The 25519-nt window shown below is 69.3% G+C and carries 23 protein-coding genes and 2 pseudogenes; 18 read left to right on the forward strand and 7 right to left on the reverse strand.

Going from position 1 to position 25519, the window contains the following annotated elements; genetic code table 11:
* Positions 1-29: 29 nt before the first annotated feature.
* From KXC42_RS08825 to KXC42_RS08845, 5 genes and pseudogenes are all read right to left on the reverse strand, one after another.
* Positions 30-728, reverse strand: coding sequence for a protein glxC (locus KXC42_RS08825; RefSeq protein ID WP_050993466.1), 699 nt, complete (start codon positions 726-728; stop codon positions 30-32).
* Positions 729-781: 53 nt separating this feature from the next.
* Complete coding sequence (locus KXC42_RS08830) at positions 782-1669, reverse strand: glutamine amidotransferase (protein WP_064060924.1); 888 nt, start codon at positions 1667-1669, stop codon at positions 782-784.
* Between the two features lie 42 nt (positions 1670-1711).
* The gene (gene glnT, locus KXC42_RS08835; RefSeq protein ID WP_219130211.1) at positions 1712-3088 is read right to left on the reverse strand and encodes a type III glutamate--ammonia ligase; all 1377 of its coding nucleotides are present in this window, start codon (positions 3086-3088) and stop codon (positions 1712-1714) included.
* A gap of 202 nt (positions 3089-3290) precedes the next feature.
* A pseudogene (locus KXC42_RS27140) lies at positions 3291-3692 on the reverse strand (acyl-CoA dehydrogenase family protein); the annotation flags it as partial.
* A pseudogene (locus KXC42_RS08845) lies at positions 3604-4158 on the reverse strand (hypothetical protein); the annotation flags it as partial. The pseudogenes KXC42_RS27140 and KXC42_RS08845, both read right to left, overlap by 89 nt.
* On the opposite strand from KXC42_RS08845, the gene KXC42_RS08850 reads away from it, so the two are divergent.
* The 9 genes from KXC42_RS08850 (at position 4079) to KXC42_RS08890 (ending at position 10848) form a co-directional block, all read left to right on the forward strand.
* The gene (locus KXC42_RS08850; protein ID WP_257606080.1) at positions 4079-4372 is read left to right on the forward strand and encodes a hypothetical protein; all 294 of its coding nucleotides are present in this window, start codon (positions 4079-4081) and stop codon (positions 4370-4372) included. The pseudogene KXC42_RS08845 and the gene KXC42_RS08850 overlap by 80 nt on opposite strands.
* 196 nt (positions 4373-4568) lie before the next feature.
* The gene (locus tag KXC42_RS08855; RefSeq protein ID WP_006551167.1) at positions 4569-4946 is read left to right on the forward strand and encodes an ethanolamine utilization protein; all 378 of its coding nucleotides are present in this window, start codon (positions 4569-4571) and stop codon (positions 4944-4946) included.
* A 20-nt stretch (positions 4947-4966) separates the two neighbouring features.
* Entirely contained in the window at positions 4967-5467 is a 501-nt protein-coding gene (locus KXC42_RS08860; protein ID WP_006551168.1) for a dimethylamine monooxygenase subunit DmmA family protein, read from the forward strand.
* On the forward strand, positions 5467-6462 hold the full coding sequence (locus KXC42_RS08865) for a PDR/VanB family oxidoreductase (RefSeq protein ID WP_219130213.1): 996 nt from the start codon (positions 5467-5469) through the stop codon (positions 6460-6462). The genes KXC42_RS08860 and KXC42_RS08865 overlap by 1 nt, the downstream gene beginning before the upstream one ends.
* Complete coding sequence (locus KXC42_RS08870; protein ID WP_084295019.1) at positions 6459-7484, forward strand: DUF3445 domain-containing protein; 1026 nt, start codon at positions 6459-6461, stop codon at positions 7482-7484. Before KXC42_RS08865 ends, KXC42_RS08870 begins: the two co-directional genes overlap by 4 nt.
* Entirely contained in the window at positions 7481-7957 is a 477-nt protein-coding gene (locus tag KXC42_RS08875; RefSeq protein WP_006551171.1) for a dimethylamine monooxygenase subunit DmmA family protein, read from the forward strand. Before KXC42_RS08870 ends, KXC42_RS08875 begins: the two co-directional genes overlap by 4 nt.
* A gap of 24 nt (positions 7958-7981) precedes the next feature.
* Positions 7982-8962, forward strand: coding sequence for a DUF3445 domain-containing protein (locus KXC42_RS08880; protein WP_219130214.1), 981 nt, complete (start codon positions 7982-7984; stop codon positions 8960-8962).
* A gap of 59 nt (positions 8963-9021) precedes the next feature.
* Positions 9022-10233 carry a winged helix DNA-binding domain-containing protein gene (locus KXC42_RS08885; RefSeq protein WP_219130215.1) on the forward strand — a complete coding sequence of 404 codons (1212 nt, stop codon included), beginning with the start codon at positions 9022-9024 and terminating at the stop codon, positions 10231-10233.
* Between the two features lie 9 nt (positions 10234-10242).
* A complete protein-coding gene (locus KXC42_RS08890) occupies positions 10243-10848 on the forward strand; it encodes a GNAT family N-acetyltransferase (RefSeq protein ID WP_006551174.1) in 606 nt (201 codons plus the stop codon).
* 22 nt (positions 10849-10870) lie between these two features.
* On the opposite strand, the gene thiD is transcribed toward KXC42_RS08890, so the two are convergent.
* Positions 10871-11662 carry a bifunctional hydroxymethylpyrimidine kinase/phosphomethylpyrimidine kinase gene (gene thiD / locus KXC42_RS08895; protein WP_006551175.1) on the reverse strand — a complete coding sequence of 264 codons (792 nt, stop codon included), beginning with the start codon at positions 11660-11662 and terminating at the stop codon, positions 10871-10873.
* Positions 11663-11787: 125 nt separating this feature from the next.
* On the opposite strand from thiD, the gene KXC42_RS08900 reads away from it, so the two are divergent.
* The gene (locus KXC42_RS08900; RefSeq protein ID WP_219130216.1) at positions 11788-13782 is read left to right on the forward strand and encodes an alpha/beta fold hydrolase; all 1995 of its coding nucleotides are present in this window, start codon (positions 11788-11790) and stop codon (positions 13780-13782) included.
* 32 nt (positions 13783-13814) lie between these two features.
* Here KXC42_RS08900 and KXC42_RS08905 read toward each other — a convergent pair whose 3' ends face one another.
* Positions 13815-14180, reverse strand: a complete 366-nt coding sequence (locus KXC42_RS08905; RefSeq protein WP_033096699.1) for a hypothetical protein — start codon at positions 14178-14180, stop codon at positions 13815-13817.
* A 182-nt stretch (positions 14181-14362) separates the two neighbouring features.
* On the opposite strand from KXC42_RS08905, the gene KXC42_RS08910 reads away from it, so the two are divergent.
* From KXC42_RS08910 to obgE, 8 genes are all read left to right on the forward strand, one after another.
* Positions 14363-17023 carry a valine--tRNA ligase gene (locus KXC42_RS08910; RefSeq protein ID WP_219130217.1) on the forward strand — a complete coding sequence of 887 codons (2661 nt, stop codon included), beginning with the start codon at positions 14363-14365 and terminating at the stop codon, positions 17021-17023.
* Positions 17020-18441 (forward strand): folylpolyglutamate synthase/dihydrofolate synthase family protein, encoded by a 1422-nt coding sequence (locus tag KXC42_RS08915; protein ID WP_219130218.1) that lies wholly within the window; start codon positions 17020-17022, stop codon positions 18439-18441. Before KXC42_RS08910 ends, KXC42_RS08915 begins: the two co-directional genes overlap by 4 nt.
* Complete coding sequence (locus tag KXC42_RS08920; RefSeq protein ID WP_006551180.1) at positions 18438-18848, forward strand: DUF4233 domain-containing protein; 411 nt, start codon at positions 18438-18440, stop codon at positions 18846-18848. The genes KXC42_RS08915 and KXC42_RS08920 overlap by 4 nt, the downstream gene beginning before the upstream one ends.
* A 9-nt stretch (positions 18849-18857) precedes the next feature.
* A complete protein-coding gene (gene ndk / locus KXC42_RS08925; RefSeq protein ID WP_006551181.1) occupies positions 18858-19277 on the forward strand; it encodes a nucleoside-diphosphate kinase in 420 nt (139 codons plus the stop codon).
* Between the two features lie 445 nt (positions 19278-19722).
* Positions 19723-23070, forward strand: a complete 3348-nt coding sequence (locus tag KXC42_RS08930) for a translation initiation factor IF-2 N-terminal domain-containing protein (RefSeq protein WP_373922186.1) — start codon at positions 19723-19725, stop codon at positions 23068-23070.
* Between the two features lie 234 nt (positions 23071-23304).
* Positions 23305-23616 carry a 50S ribosomal protein L21 gene (gene rplU, locus KXC42_RS08935; RefSeq protein WP_006551183.1) on the forward strand — a complete coding sequence of 104 codons (312 nt, stop codon included), beginning with the start codon at positions 23305-23307 and terminating at the stop codon, positions 23614-23616.
* Positions 23617-23652: 36 nt separating this feature from the next.
* The gene (gene rpmA / locus KXC42_RS08940) at positions 23653-23916 is read left to right on the forward strand and encodes a 50S ribosomal protein L27 (RefSeq protein ID WP_006551184.1); all 264 of its coding nucleotides are present in this window, start codon (positions 23653-23655) and stop codon (positions 23914-23916) included.
* A 140-nt stretch (positions 23917-24056) separates the two neighbouring features.
* Positions 24057-25514 carry a GTPase ObgE gene (gene obgE, locus KXC42_RS08945; RefSeq protein ID WP_019289071.1) on the forward strand — a complete coding sequence of 486 codons (1458 nt, stop codon included), beginning with the start codon at positions 24057-24059 and terminating at the stop codon, positions 25512-25514.
* Positions 25515-25519: the final 5 nt, after the last annotated feature.

The raw sequence follows: 25519 nt of genomic DNA on the forward strand, positions 1-25519 counted from the left end.
TCGAGCGGGCGGAAGAACGTCGGGGGCTCTCAGTAGGCCGAAGCGTTGTCGACGTGGAAGTGGTAGAGCTGCCGGGCCGAGCCGTAGCGGGTGAACTCGGCCGGGTCGGCGTCGAAACCGGCCGTGTCGAGCAGTTCCTGCAGCTCGGCGATGTGCTCGGGGAGCATCTCCTTCTTGACGCAGTCCGCACCGAGCGAGGCGACGCTGCCCCGCACGTAGATCCGCACCTCGTACAGTGAATCGCCCAGGGCCTCACCGGCATCGCCGAGGACGACGAGTCGGCCGGCCTGTCCCATGAAGGCGCTCATGTGACCGATATCACCGCCGACGACAATGTCGACGCCCTTCATCGAGATGCCGCAGCGTGCGGCGGCGTTGCCTTCGATGACCAGCAGCCCGCCGTGGGCGGTCGCACCGGCGGACTGCGAGGCGTCGCCGGTGACGCGCACACTGCCCGACATCATGTTCTCCGCGACCCCGACGCCGGCGTTGCCATCGATGGTCACGTGGGCGTGCTGGTTCATCCCGGCTGCGTAGTAGCCGACGTGGCCGTCGATGCGGACGTCGATCGGCCGGTTCAGGCCGCAGGCGAGTGCGTGGGCGCCTTGCGGGTTCACCACCTCGATCGAGGCCGGGGCCTCCATCGCGTGCAGTGCCGCATTGAGTTCGCGGGTAGTGGTCGTCGCCAGGTCGTAGGTGGCGGTCGGGAGCAGGGTATCGGTGGTCATGATTGCCTCCGGGGATGAGATCGGGACGGCGGAGTCGGGATTCGCGCGGCCGGTCAGCGTCGCCACACGTAGACCCGGTCCGGCTCGGGTTCGAAGATGCGGGCGTCGGCGATGCCGGGAAGTCCTGCCAGGGCGCGGAATTCCGAGGCCATCGCGACGTAGGCGTCGCACTCGGCGACGATCGCGGGCTTGCAAGCGATCGGATCGCGGACCACGGCGAACGAATCGGAGGTGGACACCAGCAGGGTGTAGAACCCGTCGAAGCGTTCACCGAGCAGACGCAGTGCCTTCTCCAGGTCGGCGCCCTCGGCGAGATGTTTGGCGACGAAGCGTGCGCCGACCTCGGTGTCGTTCTCGCTGTCGAACACCACGCCCTCGTCCTCGAGTTCGCGCTTGATCGACAGGTGGTTGGAGAACGAGCCGTTGTGCACGAGGCACTGGTCGGGGCCGACGGCGAAGGGGTGCGATCCTGCTGCGGTGACGGCGGATTCGGTGGCCATGCGGGTGTGGCCGACACCCCGCCGGCCGGAGGCGGCGGGCAGGCCGAAGGTCTCGGCGAGATCGCGGGGATCGCCGGTGCCCTTGAGGACGGTCACGTCGTCGCCGAAACCGATGACGGTCGCGGTGGGGGCCAGCGTGCGGACGGTGTCGGCGAGCAGGGTCGCGGGGACGGGGGCGTGCAGCACGGTGGTGGGGGCGAGATCGAGCGCCCCGACGGTCACACCCAGTGCATCGCCGACGGCGGTGACGAGGTCCGAGGGTGCGTCGAGCACCGAGACCGACGACTCCCCGGCGGGGGAGAAGACCGGGTTGCCGTAGACGGCGACGCCCGCCGAATCCGGTCCGCGGTCCACCATCTGCCCGAGCATCCCGGTCAGCAGGCTGCCCAACCGGGGCTCGAGCGAGGCGTCTCGCAGATGAAGTCCGACGATTCCGCACATGGTCGTCTCTCCTGTTCGATGGGTCTGGAAGAAGTCGGGTGATCAGAAAGCGGTCAGATAGCTGTCGATCTCCCACGGGGTCACGGTGTTGTGCCAGTGGAAGAACTCCTCGCGCTTGAGGGAGGCGAAGTAGTCGGCAACGCCCGCACCGGCTGCGTCGAGTGCGCCGGAGACCACCGGATCGGCCTCGAGGGCGTCCATGGCGTGCAGCAGCGTCATCGGCAGCGTCGCGGTGCCGCCGGTGCCCGGCTCGCCGGGATCGAGGTCGCGTTCGATGCCGTCGAGGCCGGCGGCGACGGTCGCGGCGGTGGCGAGATAGGGGTTGGCCGAGCCGTCCCCGCCGCGCAGTTCGACGCGGTTGGCGTCGGGGACGCGCAGGTAGTGGGTGCGGTCGTTGCCGCCGTAGGTCGCGTAGCGCGGCGACCAGGTGGCGCCGGAGGCGGTGCTGGTGGCGCCGGTGCGCTTGTAGGAGTTGACCGTCGGTGCGATGACACCCTGCAGGGCGCATGCGTGCTCGAGGATGCCGGCGACGAACGAGTAGGCGGTCCTGGACAGTCCGAGTCCGCAGGAATCGTTCGCGTCGGGGAAGACGGGGGTGTCGCCCTGCCACAGCGACAGGTGCATGTGCATCCCGGAGCCGGTGCGATCGGCGAACGGCTTGGGCATGAAGGTCGCGGTCATGCCGCGCTGCTCGGCGAGCACGAAGATGAGGTAACGCAGGGTGATGACGCGGTCGGCGGTGGTCAGGGCGTCGGCGTACTGGAAGTTCTGCTCGAACTGCCCGTTGCCGTCCTCGTGGTCGTTGGCGTAGTTGCCCCATCCGAGGGTGTTCATCGCCGAGGAGATCGACGTCAGGTGCTCGTACATGCGGGTGACGTCGCGGGCGTCGTAGCAGGGCTGGCGGGAGGTGTCGAGGGCGTCGGCGGTGCGCAGGGTTCCGTTCTCGTCGCGCTGGACGAGGAAGTACTCGATCTCGGTGCCCACCTTGACGCTCAGGCCCTTGGCGGCGGCCTGCGCGAGCGCGGTCTTGAGGATCACCCGCGGGGCGTACGGCCAGGGCTTGCCCTCGACGTAGGGGTCGCAGTGGACCAGCGCCAGGCCCTCGCGGACGAAGGGGATGGGGGTGAAGGACGAGACGTCGGGGATGGCGACCAGGTCGGGGTCCTTGGGGACCTGGCCCATCGAGCCCGCGGCGTAGCCGGCGAAACCGACACCGTCGGTGGCGAGCTCGTCGACGGATTCGACGGGAACCAGTTTGGCGCAGGGCTTTCCGGACAGGGTGGTGAAGACGGCGAGGATGAAGCGGGTGCCGGTCGCGTGTGCGAGCTCGGCCAGACCGGCGGTGCCGGAGGTCTCGGGGGACCGGCCGTTCGTGGACGGGAGGCGCAGCACGGATGTGTCGGTGGCTTCCAGCGTCATGGGGGCTCCTCGGTTCGACGAAGTTTCACTGTAGGAATCGCTGTCGAATATAAGGAAACACGGTATCCATGACGGGCGTGTTACGCATCCGTGAGATTGCGGTGACGCTTGGCGTGGAAACCGCCCTGTATGCGAACGACAAACAGCGGCGGGACGGTCGAAGGACCGTCCCGCCGCTGCGATGTTCGTGTGAGCGAGGGTTCTATCGGAGACCGAACGAGTTCCCGATGATGTCGCGCTGGATCTCGTTGGTTCCGCCGTAGATCGTCGCGCCGAGGGCCGCGCGCACGTGCTGCACCATGTCGAACTCAGTGGAGTAGCCGCCCATCATCTGCATGCACTCGAGGGCTGTGTTCTTGGCGACCTCCGTCGCCTCGAGTTTGGCCATCGACGACGCCCGCGCCAGACCCTAGAGGTCGTCGAAGGCACGTTCGGCGACGCCGAGCATCTGGGCGGCGAGGATCAGCAGCTCGGTCGCCGGCCCGGGCATGAGCTGGGACCAGTCCTGGCCGACCTCACCGACCACCGAGTCGGCGGGCAACTCGCAGTCGGAGAAGTAGGGGTCGTCGACCTCCGTACCGTTCAGGGTGTCGATGCCCTTGACGGCAACGGTGCTGGAAATCGTCCATGCGGAGGCGGAATCCGTCCAGTGCCCGCGGGCACCGGCGACCTCGGCGCTGGTCAGCTGCATCGCGGCTCGCGGACTCGCCCGCTCGTAGCGGGGTCAGCAGCTCCGGATCGTCGAGCAGATGGGCGCGTTCGCGCAGCCCGTCGTCGAGCACGAGCGGCCCGAAGATCTCGTTCCACCCCTGGATCGGGATGTCGGTCTCGACGACCTCGTGCCCGAGATCCGACAGGATTCCGGCGACGGTCTCGACGGTGCGGGCGACCGCGGGATCGACCGGACGTCCGTCCGGGCGCCGGAAGAAGGCGATCCGCCGGTGCCGCACCGCGGTGCGTTCGAAGGTCGTCTCGGCGAGGATCTCCGTCATGATGCGGGTTTCGTCCACCGTCCAGGCCAGCGGGCCGGCGGTGACGAAATCAGTCATCGCGCGGAAACCCCGTTCGTCCGCGCACGATCCGGTGGTCGGCTTGAACCCGACGAGCCCGCGGCGCGCAGCCGGGCGACGGCACCGGAGTCGGGCCGGGCGATCCGCCCGCGCTGGGTCGGACTACGTCTGGTACGCGCAGGACGCCCTGCAGGAGACGCCCATACCGCTCGAACGGGCCGCCGAGATCGTCACGCGTATCTGGCATCGCGCCCTCTTCGATCCCGGCCGCTGACGGATGTTCCGTCCAGGTTCCGGGGAACCTCCTCGAGGGTCCGGATTCCCTTGCCCTCGAGAGGAATCGGTTACGCGCGTTAACAGAACTGCAACCATCGCTGCGTTTCTTCCCATTATCGTCTGTTTCACGTCAGCGATCGACGTTCTCGTTGCACACCGCGCGTTCGCGCATTCCTTCCCTTTGAGGAGTTGCCATGTCCGAGACCACCACCGTGCCCGCATTCCGAGTGACCTCCGGTTTCTGGAAGAACCTCCCGCAGATGTCGGTCGACGAGTTCCCGGGAACGAAGGGCTACATCGACGACGTCCACCCGAATCCCGAAGGCTGCCCCATGGCCTCCGGTTACTTCCGTCTCGAACCCACCGAGGCGCCCCTCGACTACACCTACGAATACGACGAGATGAAGGTCGTCCTCGACGGCGAGTTCCGCCTCGAGAACCTCGACACCGGCCAGGTCGAGATCGCCCGTGCGTACGACGCGATCTTCTTCCCCAAGGGATCCCGCATCCGCTTCACCACCCCCGAAGGCGCGCTCGCCTTCTACGTCGGCCTCCGCTCCTTCGCGCCCTAGGAGATGCCGTGAACGTCTGTATGGACACCACCAGTGTGCCGAGGTGGGACGAGGAACGGAGCATCGCCGGCGGGGGACGGACCTTCACGATCCTGTCCTTCGGCGACGAGGCCGCCGAGCAGGCGCGGAATCTCTTACTGTCCTTCGACGGTCGGCGGGTGGACTGGATGCGTCTGCCCGCCGAGTGGGGCGACACAGCTGCCCGCGTCCTCCGACGGCAGCTCGACGCCTCCCGGGTCGGCTGCCGACTCGTCCTCGTCGGATCCGAGGCCGCCGTCCTCGCCGCAAGGGCCGTGGCGGTGGCCGGCGGGCTCGTCGACGAGGAGATCATGCCCGTCCCGATCGACACCGCCGACCGCGCGGTCTACTGCGCACACTGTCACACCACCCATCTCGCCGACGTCGAGGTCGGCCGGTGCACCACCTGCCCGAACTGCCGCGCGGAACTCGTGGTCTACCACCATGTCTCGCGTCACCACGCGGCCTACCTCGGCTACATGATCGACGCGGAGGAACGCTGATGACCCTGATGTCCGACAGCCCCGCAACGAACGTGCCGTCCGACGCCGGCCTGGTGCTGGCGGTCGACGAGGTCACCGCACTGACCCCGACCGTGCGGCACATGCGGCTGGTCGCGTCCGACGGCGCACTCCTGCCCTCCTTCACCCCGGGCAGTCACATCGTCGTGACCTGCGGAACCGGGCCGGAGGGGCAATCCCGCCGGAACTCCTACTCCCTCACCGGACCCGGTTTCGAGCCCGACCACTACGGCATCTCCGTACGGCTCGAGGAGGACGGCCGCGGTGGCTCCCGCTGGATCCACTCCCTGCGAGCGGGGGACAGGGTGCAGGTGAGCACCCCGCGCAGCGCCTTCGCCCCGGTCCTCACCGCGCGGCACCACCTGCTCGTCGCCGGCGGAATCGGCGTCACCCCGATCCTGTCCCACGTCCGCGCCGCCGTGCAGTGGGGCCGCTCGTTCGAGGTGCACTACGTCCACCGGGAGGGCGACGCCGCCCACCTCGACGACCTGGAGCAGCTGTGCGGCGACCGCTTCCACCTCCACACCGGCCGCGACGGCTTCTGGGAGCATATGGGACCCGCGCTGCTGGACCAGCCGATCGGCACCCACCTCTACGCGTGCGGCCCGGCTGCGCTCATCGACGAACTCACCGACCGTGCCGGTCGCGCCGGCTGGCCCGGCGCCCGCGTGCACTACGAGCACTTCGGGGTCGGCGACCTCGACCCCGGCGAACCGTTCACCGCACACCTCACCCGCAGCGGCGTCGACGTGGACGTCGCCTCGGGTGTCAGCCTCCTCGAAGCGCTCGGATCCCGCGGCATCGCGGTCCCCAGCCTCTGCCGTCAGGGCGTGTGCGGGGAGTGCCGGCTGCCCGTGGTGAGCGGCGACATCGAACACCGCGACCTGTATCTCGGCGCCGCCGAGAAGGAGGCCGGAGACTGCCTCATGCCGTGCGTCTCCCGCGCGAACGGACCCCGATTGGAGCTGGATCTGTGAGTACCACGATCGACCTCGAGGCCCTCGGCGACAGCGCGGCGATCCCCGACCGCATCGCCCGCTTCCCGTTCCCCTTCCCCCGCGACACCTACCGCTACAGCACCAACGTCGAACCCGCCGGCAGTGTCGTGGAGACACCCGTCGGGGGATGGGGGACCCACCCCGTCGACGTCGACGGGCGGTACCGGGAGGATCTCGCCGAACGCACCCGCATCCTCGCCGAGGACCCCACCCGGTTCCAGGCTCTGCCGCACATGGAGATCGCCCAGTGGGACGCGATGCTCACCCTCATGCGGATGCTCACCGACGCCCACCCCGAGAAGTTCTCGCTCGACGGGGACGGTGCGGCCCGGCGATTCACCAACCAGGCACTCGGCGTCGAACAGTCCTTCGTGTTCGGTGATCCGTCCACCCTGCCCGAACCACCCCTGCTGTTCGTCGGCAGGCACCTCCAGGAGGACGTCGTGCTGCTCGACCAGCGTGAGGGTGCCCTCTGGGGCGACGCCGGACTGGTGACCTTCGCCGCCGACTGGTCGCTGCGCTTCGACGTCGGCATGAGCTTCCTGCAGATCCACGGGCCCGTCCCGCGCGTGCACACCGAAGGGGTCATCCCGCGCGCCCAGCAGTTCCTCATGGGCCTGCAGCCCGGCCGGCAGTACCGCCGCACCAACTGGTCGCTCAGCGTCGACCGCCTCCTCGACCAGTCCACCGAGACCTATCCCGTGTGGGGACGCGACCGGCGGCTGCTCGCCGAGGGGCCGCTCGAGGACGTGGGGCGCCGGCTGAACCTGCGCGTCGAGGTCCAGCACCTCGTGCGCCTCGGTGTCTCCGGCGCGATCATGTTCCTCATCCGCACCTACCTGCTGCCCTTCGAGGACATCGCCCGCGTACCGGAATGGGCCGAGCGGTTGTGCCGTGTCCTCGAGGAGCTGCCCGAGGATATGGCCGACTACAAGGGCATCACCCGCACCCGCGAACCGGGGGTGCGCTGGCTCCGCACCTACGGGGGTGTGCGGACGTGAAGGCCTCCGGATTCGTCCACGGCGACCCACCCGCACTCGACCGTGCCGGTCGCGCCTTCCTCGTCCTCGCCGCGAGCGACTGCGAACTCGCGCGAAAGGCGGTGCGGCACTGGATGGCCGACGCCTCCGAACTTGGACGCGACGCCGCCGCCCTCTACGACCCGACACCCGGTCGCGCCGCCGAAGCGGTCGCCGCGCTGAGGGCGGGATCACGCATCCTCGTCGCCGGTCCGGCCGCCGAGGCCATGGCCTACACCGCCGCCGCCCGGCAGGCCGGCGCCCTGCCCTGCGAACTCATCACCTACGTCACGTCGACGGTGACGCTGACGGTTTTCTGCCCCCACTGCGAGACGACACAGCGGGCCGACGCGCGACCCGGCGACAGGATCTCGTGCGCCGGGTGCGGGATCTCCCTCGAGATCCGCCCGCACCTGTCGAGTCACCACGGCACCTATCTCGGAGCCGTCGCCTGACAGAACCGACCGGAAGGACCGAATGTGACCGTTACCAGCGACCTGTCCTATCTCCCGTGGCCTTTTCTCGAAGGTGAGAACAGATTCCGCTACGGGGTCAACGTCGAACCCGCCCGCCGCCGCGTCGACACGTTCGCCGGCGGCTGGGGCGAACACATCGTCGACCTCGGACCTGACTACGTCGAGATGATGGCCCTGCGACAGGGGATCCTCGAGCGGGACCCGCACCGGGTCCGCTACCTCCCGCACATGACCCCGGCCTCGTGGGACCTGCTGATGTTCTACTTCCGCGAGATGGCCGCGTCGTATCCCGACCTCATGACCCTCGACCGACTCGGATCCGGATACCGTTGGCGCAACCAACCTCTCGGAATCGACTGCACCTTCGTTCCGGGTGATCCGGAGACGCTGCCCGAACACCCGCTGGTGTTCGTCGCCTGCCAGATCCCCGACGACGTCCTGCTCGTCACCGAACGCGACGGCCACCTCTACTTCGACGCCGCCGTGGTGACCTCCTCCGCCGACTGGTCGGTGAAGTTCGACATCGGCATGAGCATGCACGAGATCCACCGTCCCGTACCCGGTCTCACGCGCGACGGGGTCACCGACCGGGCCGAGCAGTTCCTGCGCCGGCTCACCGCCGACCAGCCCTACCGACGGGTGAACTGGACCTTCTCGGCCGTCGGCTCGCGGCGCCGCGACACGAGCCTCGAGACGATGCCCGAGTGGATGGACGACATCCCCCGCCTGATGGCCGAGAAGGACTGGGGGAGGATCCAGCTGCGCATCGAACTCGAGCACCTCATCCGGCTGCCGACGACCGGTGCGATCGTGTTCAACATCCGCACCTACATGGCACCCCTCGCCGAGATCGTCGCCTACCCGCAGTGGGCGTACCAGCTCGCCGACATCGTCGAGGAGCTGCCGCGCGAGATCGCGCAGTACAAGGGCATCGACGAGTACCGGATGGAGGCGATGGCCTGGCTGCGCGAACGAGCAGCCTGAGGCCGCGGGGCCCCTTCACCGCGCGCCCGAGGTCGGTGGCCGGTCCTACGATGACGGCCATGGCCGCACCCAGGATCGACGTGGACGAACGCCGGGCACGACTGGCCGTCCGGCACCGGTTGCATCCCGCCCACCGCGCCCCCGACGCCGTCGACGCGGCGACGTCCCTGGTGTGCCTGCACGGCACCGACCCGGCGACCGTCTACCTGTCGGCGTGGGCACGTGTGGACGGGTTCACCGTGGCCGACCTCGACAGGGCGCTCTACGACGACCGCACCATGGTCAAACACATGGCCATGCGGCGCACCGTCTTCGTCGTCCCGCGCGACACCCTCCCGGTGGTGCAGGCCGGGGCGAGCGCCCGGGTTGCCGCCGCACAACGGCGCACGGTCGTCAAGGACGTCGTGAAGGCCGGATTGCACGACGACGGCGAGAGCTGGCTCGACGAGGTGAGCCGCCACATCCTCGCCGCCCTGGCCGACGGGCGGGAGGCGACATCGAGCGAGCTCAAAGCCGAGATCCCGCTCCTCGACGGCGCGCTGGAGTTCGGTGCCGGCAAATCCTGGGGTGGGCCGGTCACCTTCGCGCCTCGCGTGCTCACGGTGCTCTCCGCCGAGGGGAAAGTGGTCCGGGCGTCGAACAAGGGGTCGTGGCGGGTTTCGCGCCCCACCTGGACGACCACCGAGTCGTGGCTGGGCTCGGCCGTCGACCCCGTCGACGAGGCGACGGGTGTGCGCGAACTCGTGCGGATGTGGCTGCGCGCATTCGGTCCCGGCACCGAGGGGGATCTGAAATGGTGGCTCGGCTCCACCCTCACTGCCGTCCGCGCGGCCCTCGCCGAACTCGACGTGGTGGAGGTCGATCTCGACGGCCGTCCCGGCTGCCTCCTGGCCGACGACGTGGACGAGCCCGCTCCCGTCGAACCGTGGGGTGCACTGCTGCCCGGTCTGGACCCCACGGTCATGGGGTGGACCGAACGCGAGTGGTATCTCGGGCCGTACAAGGAGGCGCTGTTCGACTCCAACGGCAACGCCGGTCCCACCGCCTGGTGGGACGGACGGATCGTCGGCACGTGGTGGCAGACCGACACGGGAGCGGTGAGCCTGCATCTGCTCGAGGACATCGGCGCCGAGGGCACCGCGGTGCTACGCGAGGAAGCCGCCCGCCTCGACGACTGGCTGGGTGGGGTGCGGGTGATGCCGCGGTTCCCCACGCCCCTCGCGAAGGAACTGGCGACGGAAGGCAGGTCGTCGGGCACGTCTTCGTCGTAGGCTGCCGACATGGCCGTCGAACCGAGAACCGCCACGCGCCGCGACATTCCGGTCTTCGCTCGGGTGATCGCCGAGGCGTTCTTCGACGATCCGGTCTTCGCGTGGATGTTCCCGGACGAGGAGCACCGAATCCGCCGCATGACCCGTTTCTTCGCCGCCGACGCCCGCCACCACATGGTGCCGTTGGGAGCCACCGACATCGCCGAGTCCGATGGGACCGTCGGAGGCGCGGCGATGTGGGCGCCGCCCGGACGATGGCGCACCGATGCGTGGACCTCCCTCCGCCTCCTGCCCGGCTTCTACGCCGCGCTCGGCCGCTACATGAAGCGGGGAGGGCAGGTCAACGTCACCCTCGACGCGGCGCATCCGGACGAACCGCACTGGTACCTGTCGACGATCGGCACCTCACCTGATGCGCGGGGGACCGGCCTCGGCAAAGCCCTGATGAAGGCCGGCCTCGACCGCGCCGACGCCGAACACGCCCCCGCCTACCTCGAGTCGAGCAAGGAATCGAACGTTCCCTACTACGAGCGGTTCGGGTTCGAGGTCACCCGCGCCATCGTCATCCCCGGTGGTGGGCCGACCCTGTGGGGGATGTGGCGGCAGCCGCGCTGACGGGATGCTTCCCGCCTTCGGATCAGGCGCCCTGCCAGACGGTGTCGAACGGGGTGTTGGCGGACACGCGGCCCTTGATCCCGGTCGTGACGAAATCCTTCGCGCGGGCCGCGGCGTCGGCGACCGACGCGCCCTTCGCGAGTTCGGCGGTGATCGCGGCGGCGAGGGTGCAGCCGGCGCCGGAGACACGCTCGTTGCCGACCTTCGGTGCCGTCAGGAGGGTGACCTCGGAGCCGTCGAACAGCACGTCCACGGCGTCCTCGCCGTCGAGTTCGACGCCGCCCTTCGCGACGACGTACTTCGGGCCGAGGTCGTGGATGCGACGCGCCGCCTCGATGAGCTGGTCGACCGAGGTGATCTCGTCCATCCCGGACAGCGTCCGTGCCTCGAACAGGTTCGGGGTGACGACCGTGGCGTGGGGGAGCACCTGCGCGCGCAGGGCGTTGTCGGTGTCGAGGGCCGCGCCGGCCTCCTGGCCCTTGCAGATCAGAACCGGGTCGAGCACGACGTGCCGCCAGTCCTGCTTCTCGAGTCCCTCGGCGACGACGTCGATCGTCGCGGGCGTGCCCAGCATGCCGATCTTCACCACGTCGAGATTGTGGGCGGCGGTGGCGGCCTCGATCTGCTCGGCGATCACGTCGGCCGGGACGGGGAAGAAGCGGTGGCCCCAGTTGTTCTTCGGGTCGAACGAGACGATGCACGTCGTGGTGCCCACCCCGTACACACCGAGCTGCTGGAACGTCTTGAGGTCGACCTGCAGACCGGCGCCACCGGTCGCTTCCGAGCCGGCGATGACGTATGCGAGGTCGACCATGTGAGTGCTCCGTTCGGACTGGGTGACGGCGTTGCCACGGGATGTACCCGCCGAACGACCAGGTTACAGACGAACTCGGTGCCACCTTGCGGACCGCCCACCGCCGCTCCCGATATCGTCCAGGCATGACGGCCTTCCACGAGCTCGACGACTACCTGGCGCTTCCTCGCGTCACCTCCCTCACGATGTCCCCGGACGGGAATCGCCTGGTGATCACGCAGTCGACGCTCGACGACAAGGCCACCTCGTACACCGAGGCTTTGTGGGAGGTGGATCCCGAAGGCAACGCCCCGGCGCGACGCCTCACTCACGGCACCACGGGTGAATCGAACCCGACCTTCACCGCGTCCGGCGACCTGCTGTTCACCGCCGCCCGGGGCAAGGACGATCCGCCGGTGTCGCTGTGGCGACTGCCCGCAGCGGGCGGCGAGGCCGAGCAGGTCGGATCCCGCAAGGGTGGATTCGCATCGGTGCACGCGGCATCCGAGGCCGACCGGATCGTCCTCGTCGCGTCCGTCCTCGGCCACAGCGAGTCCGACGACGAACGGATCCGGGACGCCCGTAAGGACAAGGTCGTCACCGCGGTGCTGCACACGGGCTATCCGGTGCGCTACTGGGACCACGATCTCGGACCCGACCAGCCGCACCTGCTCGTCCCGGACACGTGCGGCCACGGGTTCACCGACCTCACGCCCGGGATCCGAGGGTCGCTGCGTGATGGCTCCGTCGACATCGCTGCCGACGGTTCGTTCGCCGCCGCGACCTGGGTGGTCCCCGGTCCGCTCGCCTCGCGCCGGGTCACGCTCGTGCGGGTCGATCTCGGCACCGGCCTGCGCACCCCGCTCGTCGACGACGAGACCGGCGACGCGACGCACCCGTCGATCTCGCGCGACGGGACGAAGCTCGCCTACCTGCACGAATCGATGGGCGACGCGGAGAACCCGCCGCAGATCACCGTCCGCGTCCTGGACATCGCGAGCGGAACCACGACCATCGAGGCCCCTGAATGGGACAGACGTCCCACTTCCGTCACCTGGCTGCCCGACGGTTCCGGTCTCGTGCTCACCGCCGACGATCACGGCCGTGCGCCGGTCTTCGTGCAGAGACTCGGATCCGCGCAGCCCGACCGCCTGACCGCGGACGACGCCGCCTACACGGACGTCCGTATCGCGCCCGACGGCAGCACGGCATACGCGCTGCGGGCCTCCTACGAAGCGCCGCCGCACCCCGTGCGCATCGACCTCACCGGACCGGACGCCGGCACCGTCACGCCGCTACGTGCTCCCGCTGCGCTTCCGGAACTGCCGGGACGTCTCGAGGAACTGACCACCGAGGCCGCCGACGGCACGCCGGTGCGGGCGTGGTTCGCGCTTCCGCACACGGCGTCCGCCGACGACCCCGCGCCGATGCTTCTGTGGGTGCACGGCGGTCCGCTGAGCAGCTGGAACACCTGGTCGTGGCGCTGGAACCCGTGGCTCCTCGTCGCCCGCGGCTATGCGGTGCTGCTGCCCGATCCCGCACTGTCCACCGGCTACGGCGACGACTTCGTGCGGCGTGGCTGGGGTCGGTGGGGGAACGAACCGTACACCGATCTGATGGCCGTCACGGATGCCGCGGTCGCGCGTGAGGATATCGACGAGGAGCGGACCGCGGTGATGGGCGGATCGTTCGGTGGATATCTCGCCAATTGGATCGCCGGGCACACCGACCGGTTCCGCGCGGTCGTCACCCACGCGGGTCTGTGGGCGCTGGACCAGTTCACCCCGACCACCGACGTTGCCTGGTACTGGCAGCGGGAGATGACCCCGGAGATGGCGGTCGAGAACTCACCGCACCTGTTCGTCGCCGACATCGTCACGCCCATGCTCGTGATCCACGGCGACAAGGACTATCGCGTCCCGATCGGCGAAGCCCTGCGCCTGTGGTACGAGCTGCTCAACGAATCGGGTCGACCCGCCGAGGACGACGGCACCACCGTCCACCGCTTCCTGTACTTCCCGTCCGAGAACCACTGGGTGCTGAAGCCTCAGCACTCGAAGATCTGGTACCGGACCGTCGAGGCGTTCCTGTCCGAGCACGTGCTCGGCCGCCCGCTCGACCTGCCGGACGAGCTGGGCTGACCGAGGACGTCCGCTCGGGGTCTACTGCCTCGCTATTCGGGCGGGCGCGGCCGGTCGCCCGGCGAGACCGGCGGACGCGGGGGCTCGTCGGTGGCCGGTGTCGACTCGCTCGTCGCGGAACCGGAACCGGCCGAGTGCTGACCCGATCCGCCGCGATGGGTGACCTTCTCGGCGAGACCACCGACCGTCTCCTGGAGGTGCGGTGCCTTCTCCTTCACGACGCCGGCCGCTTCCGTCACCTTGTCCTGTACCGCAGGAATGACCTTTTCCTGCACTGCCGGGTTGTGCCACAGCTCGTTCGAACGCCCCCGCATCTTGTCGTAGGTCTCGCGTCCCGCCCGGGTCCCCGCGACGAATCCCGCGGCCGCACCTGCAGCGAAGATCAATGCCCGCATCATGACGGTGTCCTCCGTCCTGTCCGTTCGGCGTCCGCGCATTCGGCCGCCCGGCACTGCGATACCCGGTCGGGGAGCGGGCCACACTCTTCTGTCGCGACCCCTGTCCGGCTCTGTCGCGACCCTTGTCCATCTCTGTCGTGGCCCGTGTCCAGGAGGTTCGCCGCGACGCTTACGATTGACGGGTGACCAGTGCGCCAGAGAACTCGCAGAACCCCGCCGACGCCCTTCCCAAGAGCTGGGACCCCAGCGCCGTCGAAGCGGAGCTCTACCAGCAGTGGGTCGACGCCGGCTACTTCGAGGCCGACCCCACGAGCGACAAGCCCGGGTACTCGATCGTCCTGCCGCCGCCGAACGTCACCGGCAGCCTGCACATGGGTCACGCCCTCGACCACACCCTCATGGACGTGCTCTCCCGCCGTAAGCGCATGCAGGGCTACGAGGTGCTGTGGCTGCCCGGCATGGACCACGCCGGCATCGCCACCCAGACCGTCGTCGAGAAGCAGCTCGCCGCCGACGGCAAGAAGAAGGAGGACCTCGGTCGCGAGGCCTTCATCGAGAAGGTCTGGCAGTGGAAAGCCGAGTCCGGCGGCATGATCCAGGGCCAGATGCGTCGCATCGGCGACGGTGTGGACTGGTCGCGCGATCGCTTCACCATGGACGAGGGGCTGTCCCGCGCGGTACAGACGATGTTCAAGCGCCTCTACGACGAGGGGCTGATCTACCGGGCCGAGCGCCTGGTCAACTGGTCGCCCGTGCTGCAGACCGCGATCTCCGACATCGAGGTGAAGTTCGAGGAGGTCGAGGGCGAACTCGTCTCCCTGCGCTACGGCTCCCTGAACGACGACGAGCCGCACGTCGTCGTCGCTACCACTCGTGTGGAGACGATGCTCGGCGACACCGCCGTCGCGGTGCACCCCGAAGACGAGCGCTACAAGGACATCATCGGCACGACGCTCGAGCACCCGATCACCGGCCGGCAGATCCCGATCATCGCCGACGAATACGTCGACCCCGAATTCGGTACGGGCGCAGTGAAGATCACGCCTGCGCACGACCCCAACGACTTCGAGATGGGCCTGCGGCACGACCTGCCGATGCCCACGATCATGGACAAGGCCGGTCGTATCGCCGACTCCGGCACCCGCTTCGACGGCATGGACCGTTTCGAGGCGCGCATCGCGATCCGCGAGGAACTCGCCGCGCAGGGCCGCGTCGTCGCCGAGAAGCGCCCCTACCTGCACAGCGTCGGCCACTCCGAGCGGTCCGGCGAGACCATCGAGCCGCGGCTGTCGATGCAGTGGTGGGTCAAGGTAGACAAGCTCGCCAAGGCTGCCGGCGACGCGGTGCGCAACGGTCACACCGTCATCCACCCGGCGAGCCAGGAACCGCGCTGGTTCGACTGGGTCGACAACATGCACGACTGGTGCATCTCGCGTCAGCTGTGGTGGGGTCACCGCATCCCGATCTGGTACGGCCCGAACGGCGAGGTCGAGTGCTTCGGCCCCGACGAGATCGCCCCCGAGGGCTGGGAGCACGACCCGGACGTGCTCGACACGTGGTTCTCGTCCGGCCTGTGGCCGTTCTCCACGATGGGCTGGCCGGAGAAGACCCCCGAGCTCGACAAGTTCTATCCCACCAGCGTTCTCGTCACCGGTTACGACATCCTGTTCTTCTGGGTCGCCCGCATGATGATGTTCGGCACCTACGTGTCGGGTGACGACGCGGTGCACCAGGCGCAGGTGCCCTTCCGGGATCTGTTCCTGCACGGCCTCGTCCGCGACCAGTTCGGCAAGAAGATGTCGAAGTCGCGCGGCAACGGCATCGACCCGCTCGACTGGGTCGAGCGTTTCGGCGCCGACGCCCTGCGCTTCACGCTGGCGCGCGGCGCGAACCCGGGTGGCGATCTCGCCGTCGGTGAGGACCACGCCCAGTCGTCGCGCAACTTCGCGAACAAGCTGTTCAACGCGACCAAGTTCGCATTGATGAACGGCGCGGTGATCGGCGAGCTCCCGGCCCGCCAGCAGCTCACCGACGCCGACCGGTGGATCCTCGACCGCCTCGAGCAGGTGCGGACCGAGGTCGACGCGGCCTTCGATCATTACGAGTTCTCGAAGGCGTGCGAGGCGCTCTACCACTTCGCGTGGGACGAGGTCTGCGACTGGTATCTCGAGCTCGCCAAGGTCCAGCTCGCCGAGGGCAGCGCCCACGCCGACGGCACCAAGGTTGTGCTCGGCACCGTCCTCGACCAGGTGCTGCGCCTGCTGCACCCGGTCATCCCGTTCGTCACCGAGACCCTGTGGAAGGTGCTCACCGGCGGCGAGTCCGTCGTCGTCGCGTCCTGGCCCGAGACGTCCGGCATCGCCACCGACGAGACCGCGGCGCAGCGGGTCGCCGACCTGCAGAGGCTCGTCACCGAGATCCGCCGGTTTCGCAGCGACCAGGGTCTCAAGCCGTCGCAGAAGGTCGCGGCCCGGCTCGTCGGTGTCGAGGACGCCGATCTCGTCGCGCAGGTGCCGGCCGTGCAGTCGCTCGCGCGCCTGACCGCGCCGGAGGACTCGTTCTCGGCCACCGCGTCGATCGAGGTCCGGCTGAGCCGCGCGACGGTCACCGTCGAGCTCGACACCTCCGGCAGCATCGACGTCGGCGCCGAGATCGCGCGCCTGCGCAAGGATCTCGCCGCCGCGGAGAAGGAACTGACGGGCACCTCCGCGAAGCTGTCGAACGAGGCCTTCCTCGCGAAGGCACCCGATCAGGTGGTCGAGAAGATCCGCGGTCGCAAGCAGATCGCGGAAGAGGAGATCGCACGGATCACCGCACGACTGAAGGAGCTGGGCGCGGCGTGAGCACCGACACCCCGGGGGCGCCGTCCCCGGTGGACCTGGCCGAACTGACGCTCGTCGAAGCCGAGCTCGACAAGCGCTGGCCGGAAACGAAGATCGAGCCGTCCCTGGCGCGGATCGCCGCGCTCATGGACATCCTCGGCTCGCCGCAGAACAGCTACCCGTCGATCCACGTGGCCGGCACGAACGGCAAGACGTCGACAACCCGGATGATCGACGCGCTGCTCACCCGCATGCACCACCGGGTCGGCCGGACGACGAGCCCGCACCTGCAGCTCGCCACCGAGCGGATCAGCATCGACGGCGCGCCGGTCTCGCCGCGGACCTACGTCGACACCTACGGCGACATCGAACCGTACGTCCGGATGATCGACGAGCAGTCCGAGGCGGCCGGTGGCCCGAAGATGAGCAAATTCGAGGTCACCACGGCCATGGCGTTCGCGGCGTTCGCCGATGCACCCGTCGACGTGGCGGTCGTCGAGGTCGGTCTCGGCGGACGGTGGGACGCCACGAACGTCGTCACCGGGCAGGTCGCGGTGATCACGCCCGTCGGCATCGACCACACCGGCTATCTCGGCGACACCCTCACGGAGATCGCGGGGGAGAAGGCCGGGATCATCAAGAAGGCACCCGACGACGGTCTCGTGCCCCGCGACACCGTGGCGATCATCGCGCAGCAGGAACCGGAGGCGATGGACGTGCTGCTGCGGCAGGCCGTCGAGGCCGACGCGGCCGTGGCCCGTCAGGGATCGGAGTTCGCGGTGGTGCGGCGTGCGGTCGCCGTCGGCGGACAGCAGATCGACCTGCAGGGTCTCGGGGGTCTCTACACCGACATCTTCCTGCCGCTCCACGGCGAGCACCAGGCGCACAACGCGTCGGTCGCGCTGGCCGCGGTCGAGGCGTTCTTCGGGGCGGGCCCCGGCAAGCAGCTCGATGTCGAGGCGGTGCGCGACGCGTTCGCGTCGGTGACCACGCCGGGCCGGCTCGAGCGGGTGCGCAATGCGCCCACCGTCTTCCTCGACGCCGCGCACAATCCGCACGGCGCGAAGGCCCTCGCGGCCGCGCTCGCCCAGGAATTCGACTTCCGCAAGCTCGTGGGCGTCGTGAGCGTGATGGCCGACAAGGACGTCGCAGGTCTGATCGAGGCGCTCGAACCGGTCTTCGACGAGATCGTCGTCACCCACAACGGGTCGCCGCGAGCGATGGACGTCGACGATCTCGCGAACATCGCCGTCGCCCGATTCGGCGACGAACGGGTCGTCACCGCGGCGACGCTCCCGGATGCGATCGAAACCGCGATCGCGATCGCGGAGGAGGTCGGCGAGCCCGGCGAAGCGGTGTCGGGCGCCGGGGTCGTGGTCACCGGTTCGGTGGTGACCGCAGGTGCGGCCCGCAGTCTGTTCGGAAAGGATCCCGCGTGAGCAACGACAAGCCGGAGGAACAGAAGTTCCGGCCGCCGACGACGGACCCCTGGAAGGGCTTCCGCGGCGTGATGGCGGGAACCCTCGTGCTCGAGGCGATCGTGGTGCTGCTGGTGCTGCCGGTGATCGCGACCGTCGGCGGGGGACTGAGCGCGTGGTCGACGACCTACGTCGTGGGCCTCGCCGTTCTCATGTTCCTCGGAGCCGGGGTGCAGAAGAAGTCGTGGGCGATCCCGTTCAACATCACGCTACAGGTGCTCGCCGTGCTCGGCTTCTTCGTCGACCTCGCGTTCGGTGCGGTGGGTGTGCTCTTCGCCGCGGTGTGGGCGTACATCTTCTACCTGCGCAAGGACATCAGGGATCGCGAATCCAGGGGTCTGCTGCCGGGCCAGCGGGACGACCTCTAGGCTTGTCGCGTGACTGAGCGGACCCTGGTACTGATCAAGCCCGACGGCGTCGCACGCCGTCACGTCGGAGAGATCCTCTCGCGCATCGAGCGCAAGGGGCTGGACATCGTGGCTCTCGAGCTGCGCACTGCGACGGAGGAGGTCGCCGGAGCGCACTACGCCGAGCACGAGGGCAAACCCTTCTATCCCTCGCTGATCGAGTTCATTACCGGCGGCCCCCTCGTGGCCGCGGTCCTCGAAGGCCCGCGCGCGATCGCGGCGTTCCGTCAACTCGCCGGTGGCACCGATCCGGTCGAGAAGGCCGTGCCCGGCTCGATCCGCGGCGACCTCGGCCTGGACCCGGGCGAGAACCTGGTCCACGGCTCCGACTCGGTGGAGTCCGCCGAGCGCGAGATCGCTCTCTGGTTCCCCGCCCTGGCTGCGAAGTAACAGCCCCGCACGAGCGGCGCCTGGCGTGTCGCTCACGAAACCTCTCGGGGCGTCGCGCTTCGCGCCTCCCGACACCGCCGACGGCGCCCTCCGGGGCGCCGTTGGCGTATCCGTGCATCTCCGTGTGGGATACTGGCAGAGGTTGCTCCGCACACACCGCGTGCGGAGCGGCCGAACGACATCACGGATCGATGCCCGACATCGCTGTGGCCGAGGACGAAGGAGACACCTCGCTCGGCGGCACGCTGGATGTTCCGGCGCTCGACCCGCGATCAAGCCAGGCATTGCTCGGCCGTGCAGTGAAAACGGGCACCGGACGACCGCGCGATGCGAGACCGGAAGGACTCGCGCCCACCCGGCGCGAGTACACAAGCTGCGCCCCCGCGTGGCCGCTCACATCGCTGTTGTCGGTGGTGGACGCGCCCGGGGGCCTTAGGAGACCTACGTGGCCGATCAAGAGCCGCCGGAGAACAACTCGATCGAAGCGTCGGACGCAGGGGGACGGAACCTCCTCGGTCTGCCTGCCAAGATCCGCGTCCATGCCCTCGCCAAGCTGCTGGGGCTGACCAGTAAGCAGGTGATTGCGAAAGCCGCCGAGCGCGGCACCGAGCTGCGCAGTGCGCACTCGACCCTCCCACGCGACGTCGCGGAGGACCTGCACGCTGCGTTGAGCGACGACACGGGCACGGCCGAGCCCGCCGTGCAGGAAGCCGAGACGGCTCCCGAAGCTGCAGCCGAGACAGCTCCCGAAGCTGTGGCGGAGACGGCTCCCGAGGCCGAGACCGCCGCCCCCGAGCCTGCCGCGGAGACGACTCCCGAGCCTGCGGCCGAGGCTGCGGAGACCGCCGAGGCCGAGCCGGTCGAGAGCGACGAGCTGCGACCCGCCGAGAAGACCGCGGACGAGACCGCACCGCAGGCCGTCGAGATCCCCTCCGTCGGAGGACCCACCGGGTTGTTCACGTCGGTGGAGCAGAGCACGCCGCTGTTCGAGATGCCCGAGCCGTCCACCACGGCCGAGCCGATCGTCGCTGCACCGCTGTTCCTCCAGCCCGAGGTACCCTCGCCTGCCGAGGGAGAGGAGGAGACCCGCCCGCGTCGCCGGCGCGCACGCCGCGGAAAGGACACCGAGCAGGCACCGGCCGAGGACGAGCAGCAGACCGCCGAGCCGGCCGCCGAGTCCACCGAGGAAGCGCCGTCGCACCAGGCGGACGAAGACCAGGACGACCAGCCGCGTCGCCGCCGACGCGGACGTCGCGGTCGTGGACGTGGACGCGGGGACGGCACCGACACCGACCAGCAGGACGAGACGACCGCGACCGGCGAGGACTCCGAGTCCGCCGCCGCGGAGACGGAGAAGTCCGCCGAAGCGGAGTCCACCGCAGCGGAGACTCCCGCCGAGGAGACCGCCGGCACCGAGGAAGGCACCTCCGACGAGGCCGCCTCGGGTGACGAACAGAGCAGCGACGAGCACGACACCGACGACGAGCAGGGCGGGGGGACGTCCCGTCGCCGCCGCCGTCGCCGTCGTCGTCGCGGTTCCGACACCGACACCGCGAGCACCGACGACGACTCGGTTCCCACGGTCGTCCACGAGCGGGAGCCGCGTCCGAAGAGCCGCGCCAAGGACGAGGTCCAGGGCATCAGCGGTTCGACGCGTCTCGAGGCGAAGCGTCAGCGTCGTCGCGACGGTCGCGAGGCCGGTCGCCGCCGGCCCCCGATCCTCACCGAATCCGAGTTCCTCGCCCGCCGCGAGGCCGTCGACCGGGTCATGGTCGTCCGCGAACGCACGGGCGGTTCCCACGCGGGCATGACGCAGGTCGCGGTGCTCGAGGACGGCATCCTCGTCGAGCACTTCGTCACGACCTCCGGTTCGGCGTCGATGGTCGGCAACATCTACCTCGGTCGCGTGCAGAACGTCCTCCCGTCCATGGAGGCGGCGTTCATCGACATCGGCCGTGGCCGCAACGGCGTGCTCTACGCGGGTGAGGTGAACTGGGAGGCCGCCGGCCTCGGAGGCAACTCCCGCAAGATCGAGCAGGCCCTCAAGCCCGGCGACCAGGTGGTCGTGCAGGTCAGCAAGGACCCGGTCGGTCACAAGGGCGCGCGTCTGACCACCCAGATCAGCCTCGCCGGACGCTTCCTGGTCTACGTGCCGGGAGGTTCGTCCACGGGCATCAGCCGCAAGCTCCCCGACACCGAGCGCAAGCGTCTGAAGGACATCCTCCGCGAGATCGTCCCCTCAGAGGCGGGCGTGATCATCCGTACCGCCGCCGAGGGCGTGAGCGAGGAGGAACTCTCGCGCGACGTCACCCGCCTGCAGACGCAGTGGGAGTCGATCCGCGAGCAGTCCGAGAAGCTGCAGGCCGACGCCTCGGGCCAGCCGAAGACGCTCTACGAGGAGCCGGATCTGCTCGTGAAGGTCGTGCGAGACCTGTTCAACGAGGACTTCTCCAAGCTCGTCATCGAGGGCGACTCGGCGTGGAACACCGTCGAGAGCTACATCCGGACGGTCGCACCCGACCTGCTGCCGCGCGTCGAGCGCTACCGTTCGGAGAACTCGGTGGACGTCTTCGGTGCGCACCGCATCGACGAGCAGCTCGCGAAGGCTCTCGACCGCAAGGTGTGGCTGCCGTCCGGCGGCACGCTCGTCATCGACCGCACCGAGGCGATGACCGTCATCGATGTCAACACCGGCAAGTTCACCGGTTCCGGCGGCAACCTCGAGGAGACGGTCACCCGCAACAACCTCGAGGCGGCCGAGGAGATCGTCCGCCAGATGCGCCTGCGCGACATCGGCGGCATGATCGTCGTCGACTTCATCGACATGGTCCTCGAGTCGAACCGCGACCTCGTACTGCGTCGCCTGACCGAGGCCCTCGGCCGGGACCGCACCCGCCACCAGGTCTCGGAGGTCACCTCGCTCGGCCTGGTCCAGATGACGCGCAAGCGGCTCGGGACCGGTCTCGTCGAGGCGTTCTCCACCACCTGTGAGCACTGCAGCGGCCGCGGCCTCATCGTGCACTCGGAGCCGATCGAGTCGAAGTCCTCGGACGACTCCGGTCGTTCGTCCGGCGGTGGTTCGCGGCGTAAGCGTGGACGCGACAAGAGTTCGCAGGAGCCCGCCGCCGAGACGCACACGACGTCGTCGCCCGAAGAGGTCGTCAAGCGTGCCGCGCACCCCGTCGCGCTCGCGATGGCCGCGCACAACTCGACACCGGCCGCGGACGCTCCGGCCGCAGAGCCGGCAGCGACCGAGACCGCATCCGAGGCGGCGTCCGCACCTGCGGGCGACGTCGACCCGGTCAAGGTCACCGAGCCGCTGCGGGCCGTCGAGCCCGAGAAGGGCGCCGCACCGACGAAGGAGCCCGTCGCAGGGGAGGACGCCACCACGGTGACGACCGCCTCCGACGAGCCCGCCGAGATCGAGGCAGAGGTCGCAGCAGCCGAAGCCGCGGTCGCGGAGACCGCTGTTCCCGAGGCTGCCGTGTCCGAGACGGCCGTCTCCGGCGCAGGGGAGAGCACCGACGGAGCGGCTTCCGTCGAGGCCGCAGGACCGGCTCCGCGTCGCCGTCGGGCACGCAGGGTCGCCCGGGCGGCCGCAGCGCCCGCCGGGGACGGTGGGCCTACAGCCAAGGTGTTCGTCGTCCCCGCGACGACCGGGTCGTCCACGGGGGCCGAGTCGGACTCCCGGCCGAGCACACCGGTCGAGACGCCGGTGGAGATCGTGCGGCGACCGCGTTCGCGGCGTGCCGCAGGGCGCCCCGCCGGACCTCCGGTGGACGCCGAAGCGTGACCCTCCGCTTCCGGGCCGGTCACGACCGGCCCGGAAGCGGGCACTACCGTGCCACCCGGTTTGACCCTGGGAGTCACCTTCCCGTAATCTTGTTCAGTCGCTACTCGGCGATAGTGCCCAGCCGCGTCCGGATTCAGGATGCCGGCGGGACCCGAGTCAGCAACCACACCAGACCAGTCGCGTCCGCAGCACTGTGGCGCGAGCACGTTCGAAGAAGCAAGGGGTAGCCGTCCGATGGCAACGTACGCGATCGTCAAGACCGGCGGTAAGCAGTACAAGGTCGCTGAAGGCGACCTCGTCAAGGTCGAGAAGATCGAGGGTGAGCCCGGCGCTGCTGTCTCGCTTGCCCCGGTCCTCGTCGTCGACGGATCCGAACTGACCACCGACGCCGACAAGCTGGCCAAGGTCTCGGTCACCGGCGAGATCGTCGAGCACACCAAGGGCCCGAAGATCCGCATCCACAAGTTCAAGAACAAGACCGGGTACCACAAGCGCCAGGGCCACCGTCAGAAGCTGACGGTCGTCAAGGTCACCGGCATCAAGTAAACCGAGCTTCGAGCTTCAACCCCAGGAGGGTTCGTCATGGCACACAAGAAGGGCGCATCCAGCTCCCGTAACGGTCGCGATTCGAACGCACAGCGACTCGGCGTCAAGCGCTTCGGTGGCCAGGCCGTCAACGCCGGCGAGATCATCGTGCGCCAGCGCGGCACCCACTTCCACCCCGGCGTGAACGTGGGACGCGGCGGCGACGACACGCTGTTCGCCCTCGCGGCCGGTGCCGTCGAGTTCGGTACCAAGCGCGGTCGCAAGACCGTCAACATCGTTCCGGCTGCGGCAGACGCCTGATCTGCCGTCCGGTAACGGACACCGCGGGACCAGCTCCCGCGACATACTCCCAATAGGGGCGGGCCAGGGTCGCACACCCTGACCCGCCCTTGTTGCGTTGATCACCAGGTTTGTTTTTTAGGACGAGAGAAGGTCCACCCATGTCCCGCTTCATCGACCGGGTGGTGCTGCACGTCAGCGCCGGCAAGGGCGGCAACGGCTGCGCCTCCGTCCACCGCGAGAAGTTCAAGCCGCTCGGCGGCCCCGACGGCGGTAACGGAGGAAACGGCGGCGATGTCGTCCTCGAAGTCGACCGGAACGTCCACACCCTGCTCGACTTCCACTTCCACCAGCACGCCAAGGCGACCAACGGTGCCCAGGGCGCCGGCGGCCACCGCAACGGTGCCAACGGCGGCGACCTCGTCCTGAAGGTTCCCGACGGCACCGTCGTACTCGACCGCGACGGCCGCATCCTCGCCGACCTCGTGGGCACCGGCACGCGTTTCGTCGCCGCGCACGGCGGTCGCGGTGGTCTCGGCAATGCCGCACTCGCGTCGAAGGCACGCAAGGCCCCCGGCTTCGCGCTCCTCGGTGAGGAAGGCGAGGAACTCGACCTCGTCCTCGAACTGAAGTCCGTCGCCGACGTCGGCCTCGTGGGCTTCCCCTCGGCCGGCAAGTCGTCGCTCGTGTCGGTGCTGTCGGCCGCCAAGCCGAAGATCGCCGACTACCCGTTCACCACCCTCGTGCCGAATCTCGGTGTGGTGCAGTCGGGCGACACGACCTTCACCGTCGCCGACGTGCCCGGCCTGATCCCCGGCGCCAGTGAGGGTCGCGGCCTCGGCCTCGACTTCCTCCGTCATCTCGAGCGCTGCGCCGTGCTCGCGCACGTTGTCGACTGCGCGACCCTCGAACCCGGCCGCGACCCGATCTCCGACATCGACGCGCTCGAGGCCGAACTCGCCGCCTACCAGCCTGCGCTGTCGGGCGACAGCGGACTCGGCGACCTCGCCGAGCGCCCCCGCATCGTCATCCTCAACAAGGCCGACGTGCCCGACGCGAAAGAACTCGCCGAGTTCGTCACCCCCGAACTCGAGGCCCGTGGCTGGCCGGTCTTCACGATCTCGGCCGTGAGCCGCGACGGCCTGCGTCCGCTGACGTTCGCCCTCGCGAGGATGGTCGACGAGTACCGGGCGGCGCATCCGCCGGCCGCGCCCACCCGCCCGGTGATCCGTCCCGTCGCCCGCGACGAGGAGGCCTTCACCGTGGTCCGCGATCCCGAGGTGCCCGGCGGATTCATCGTGCGGGGCACCCGTCCCGAGCGGTGGGTGCGCCAGACGGCCTTCGACAACGACGAGGCCGTGGGTTACCTCGCCGACCGACTCGCCCGTCTCGGCGTCGAGGACAAGCTCGTCAAGCTCGGCGCGGAACCCGGATGCTGGGTCACCATCGGCGAGGTCGGCTTCGAGTGGGAACCGCAGACGCAGGCCGGCGTGGACGTCGTGCCCACCGGTCGCGGCACCGATGCCCGTCTCGACCAGGTCGACCGCGTCGGCGCTGCCGAGCGTCGCCACGCGAAGAAGGTGCGCCGCGGCCTGGCCACCGACGACGAGTTCGAGTAACCGTC

It is taken from the genome of Rhodococcus sp. LW-XY12 (assembly GCF_019317345.1).
GTDB classification, from domain to species: Bacteria; Actinomycetota; Actinomycetes; order Mycobacteriales; family Mycobacteriaceae; genus Rhodococcus; species Rhodococcus pyridinivorans.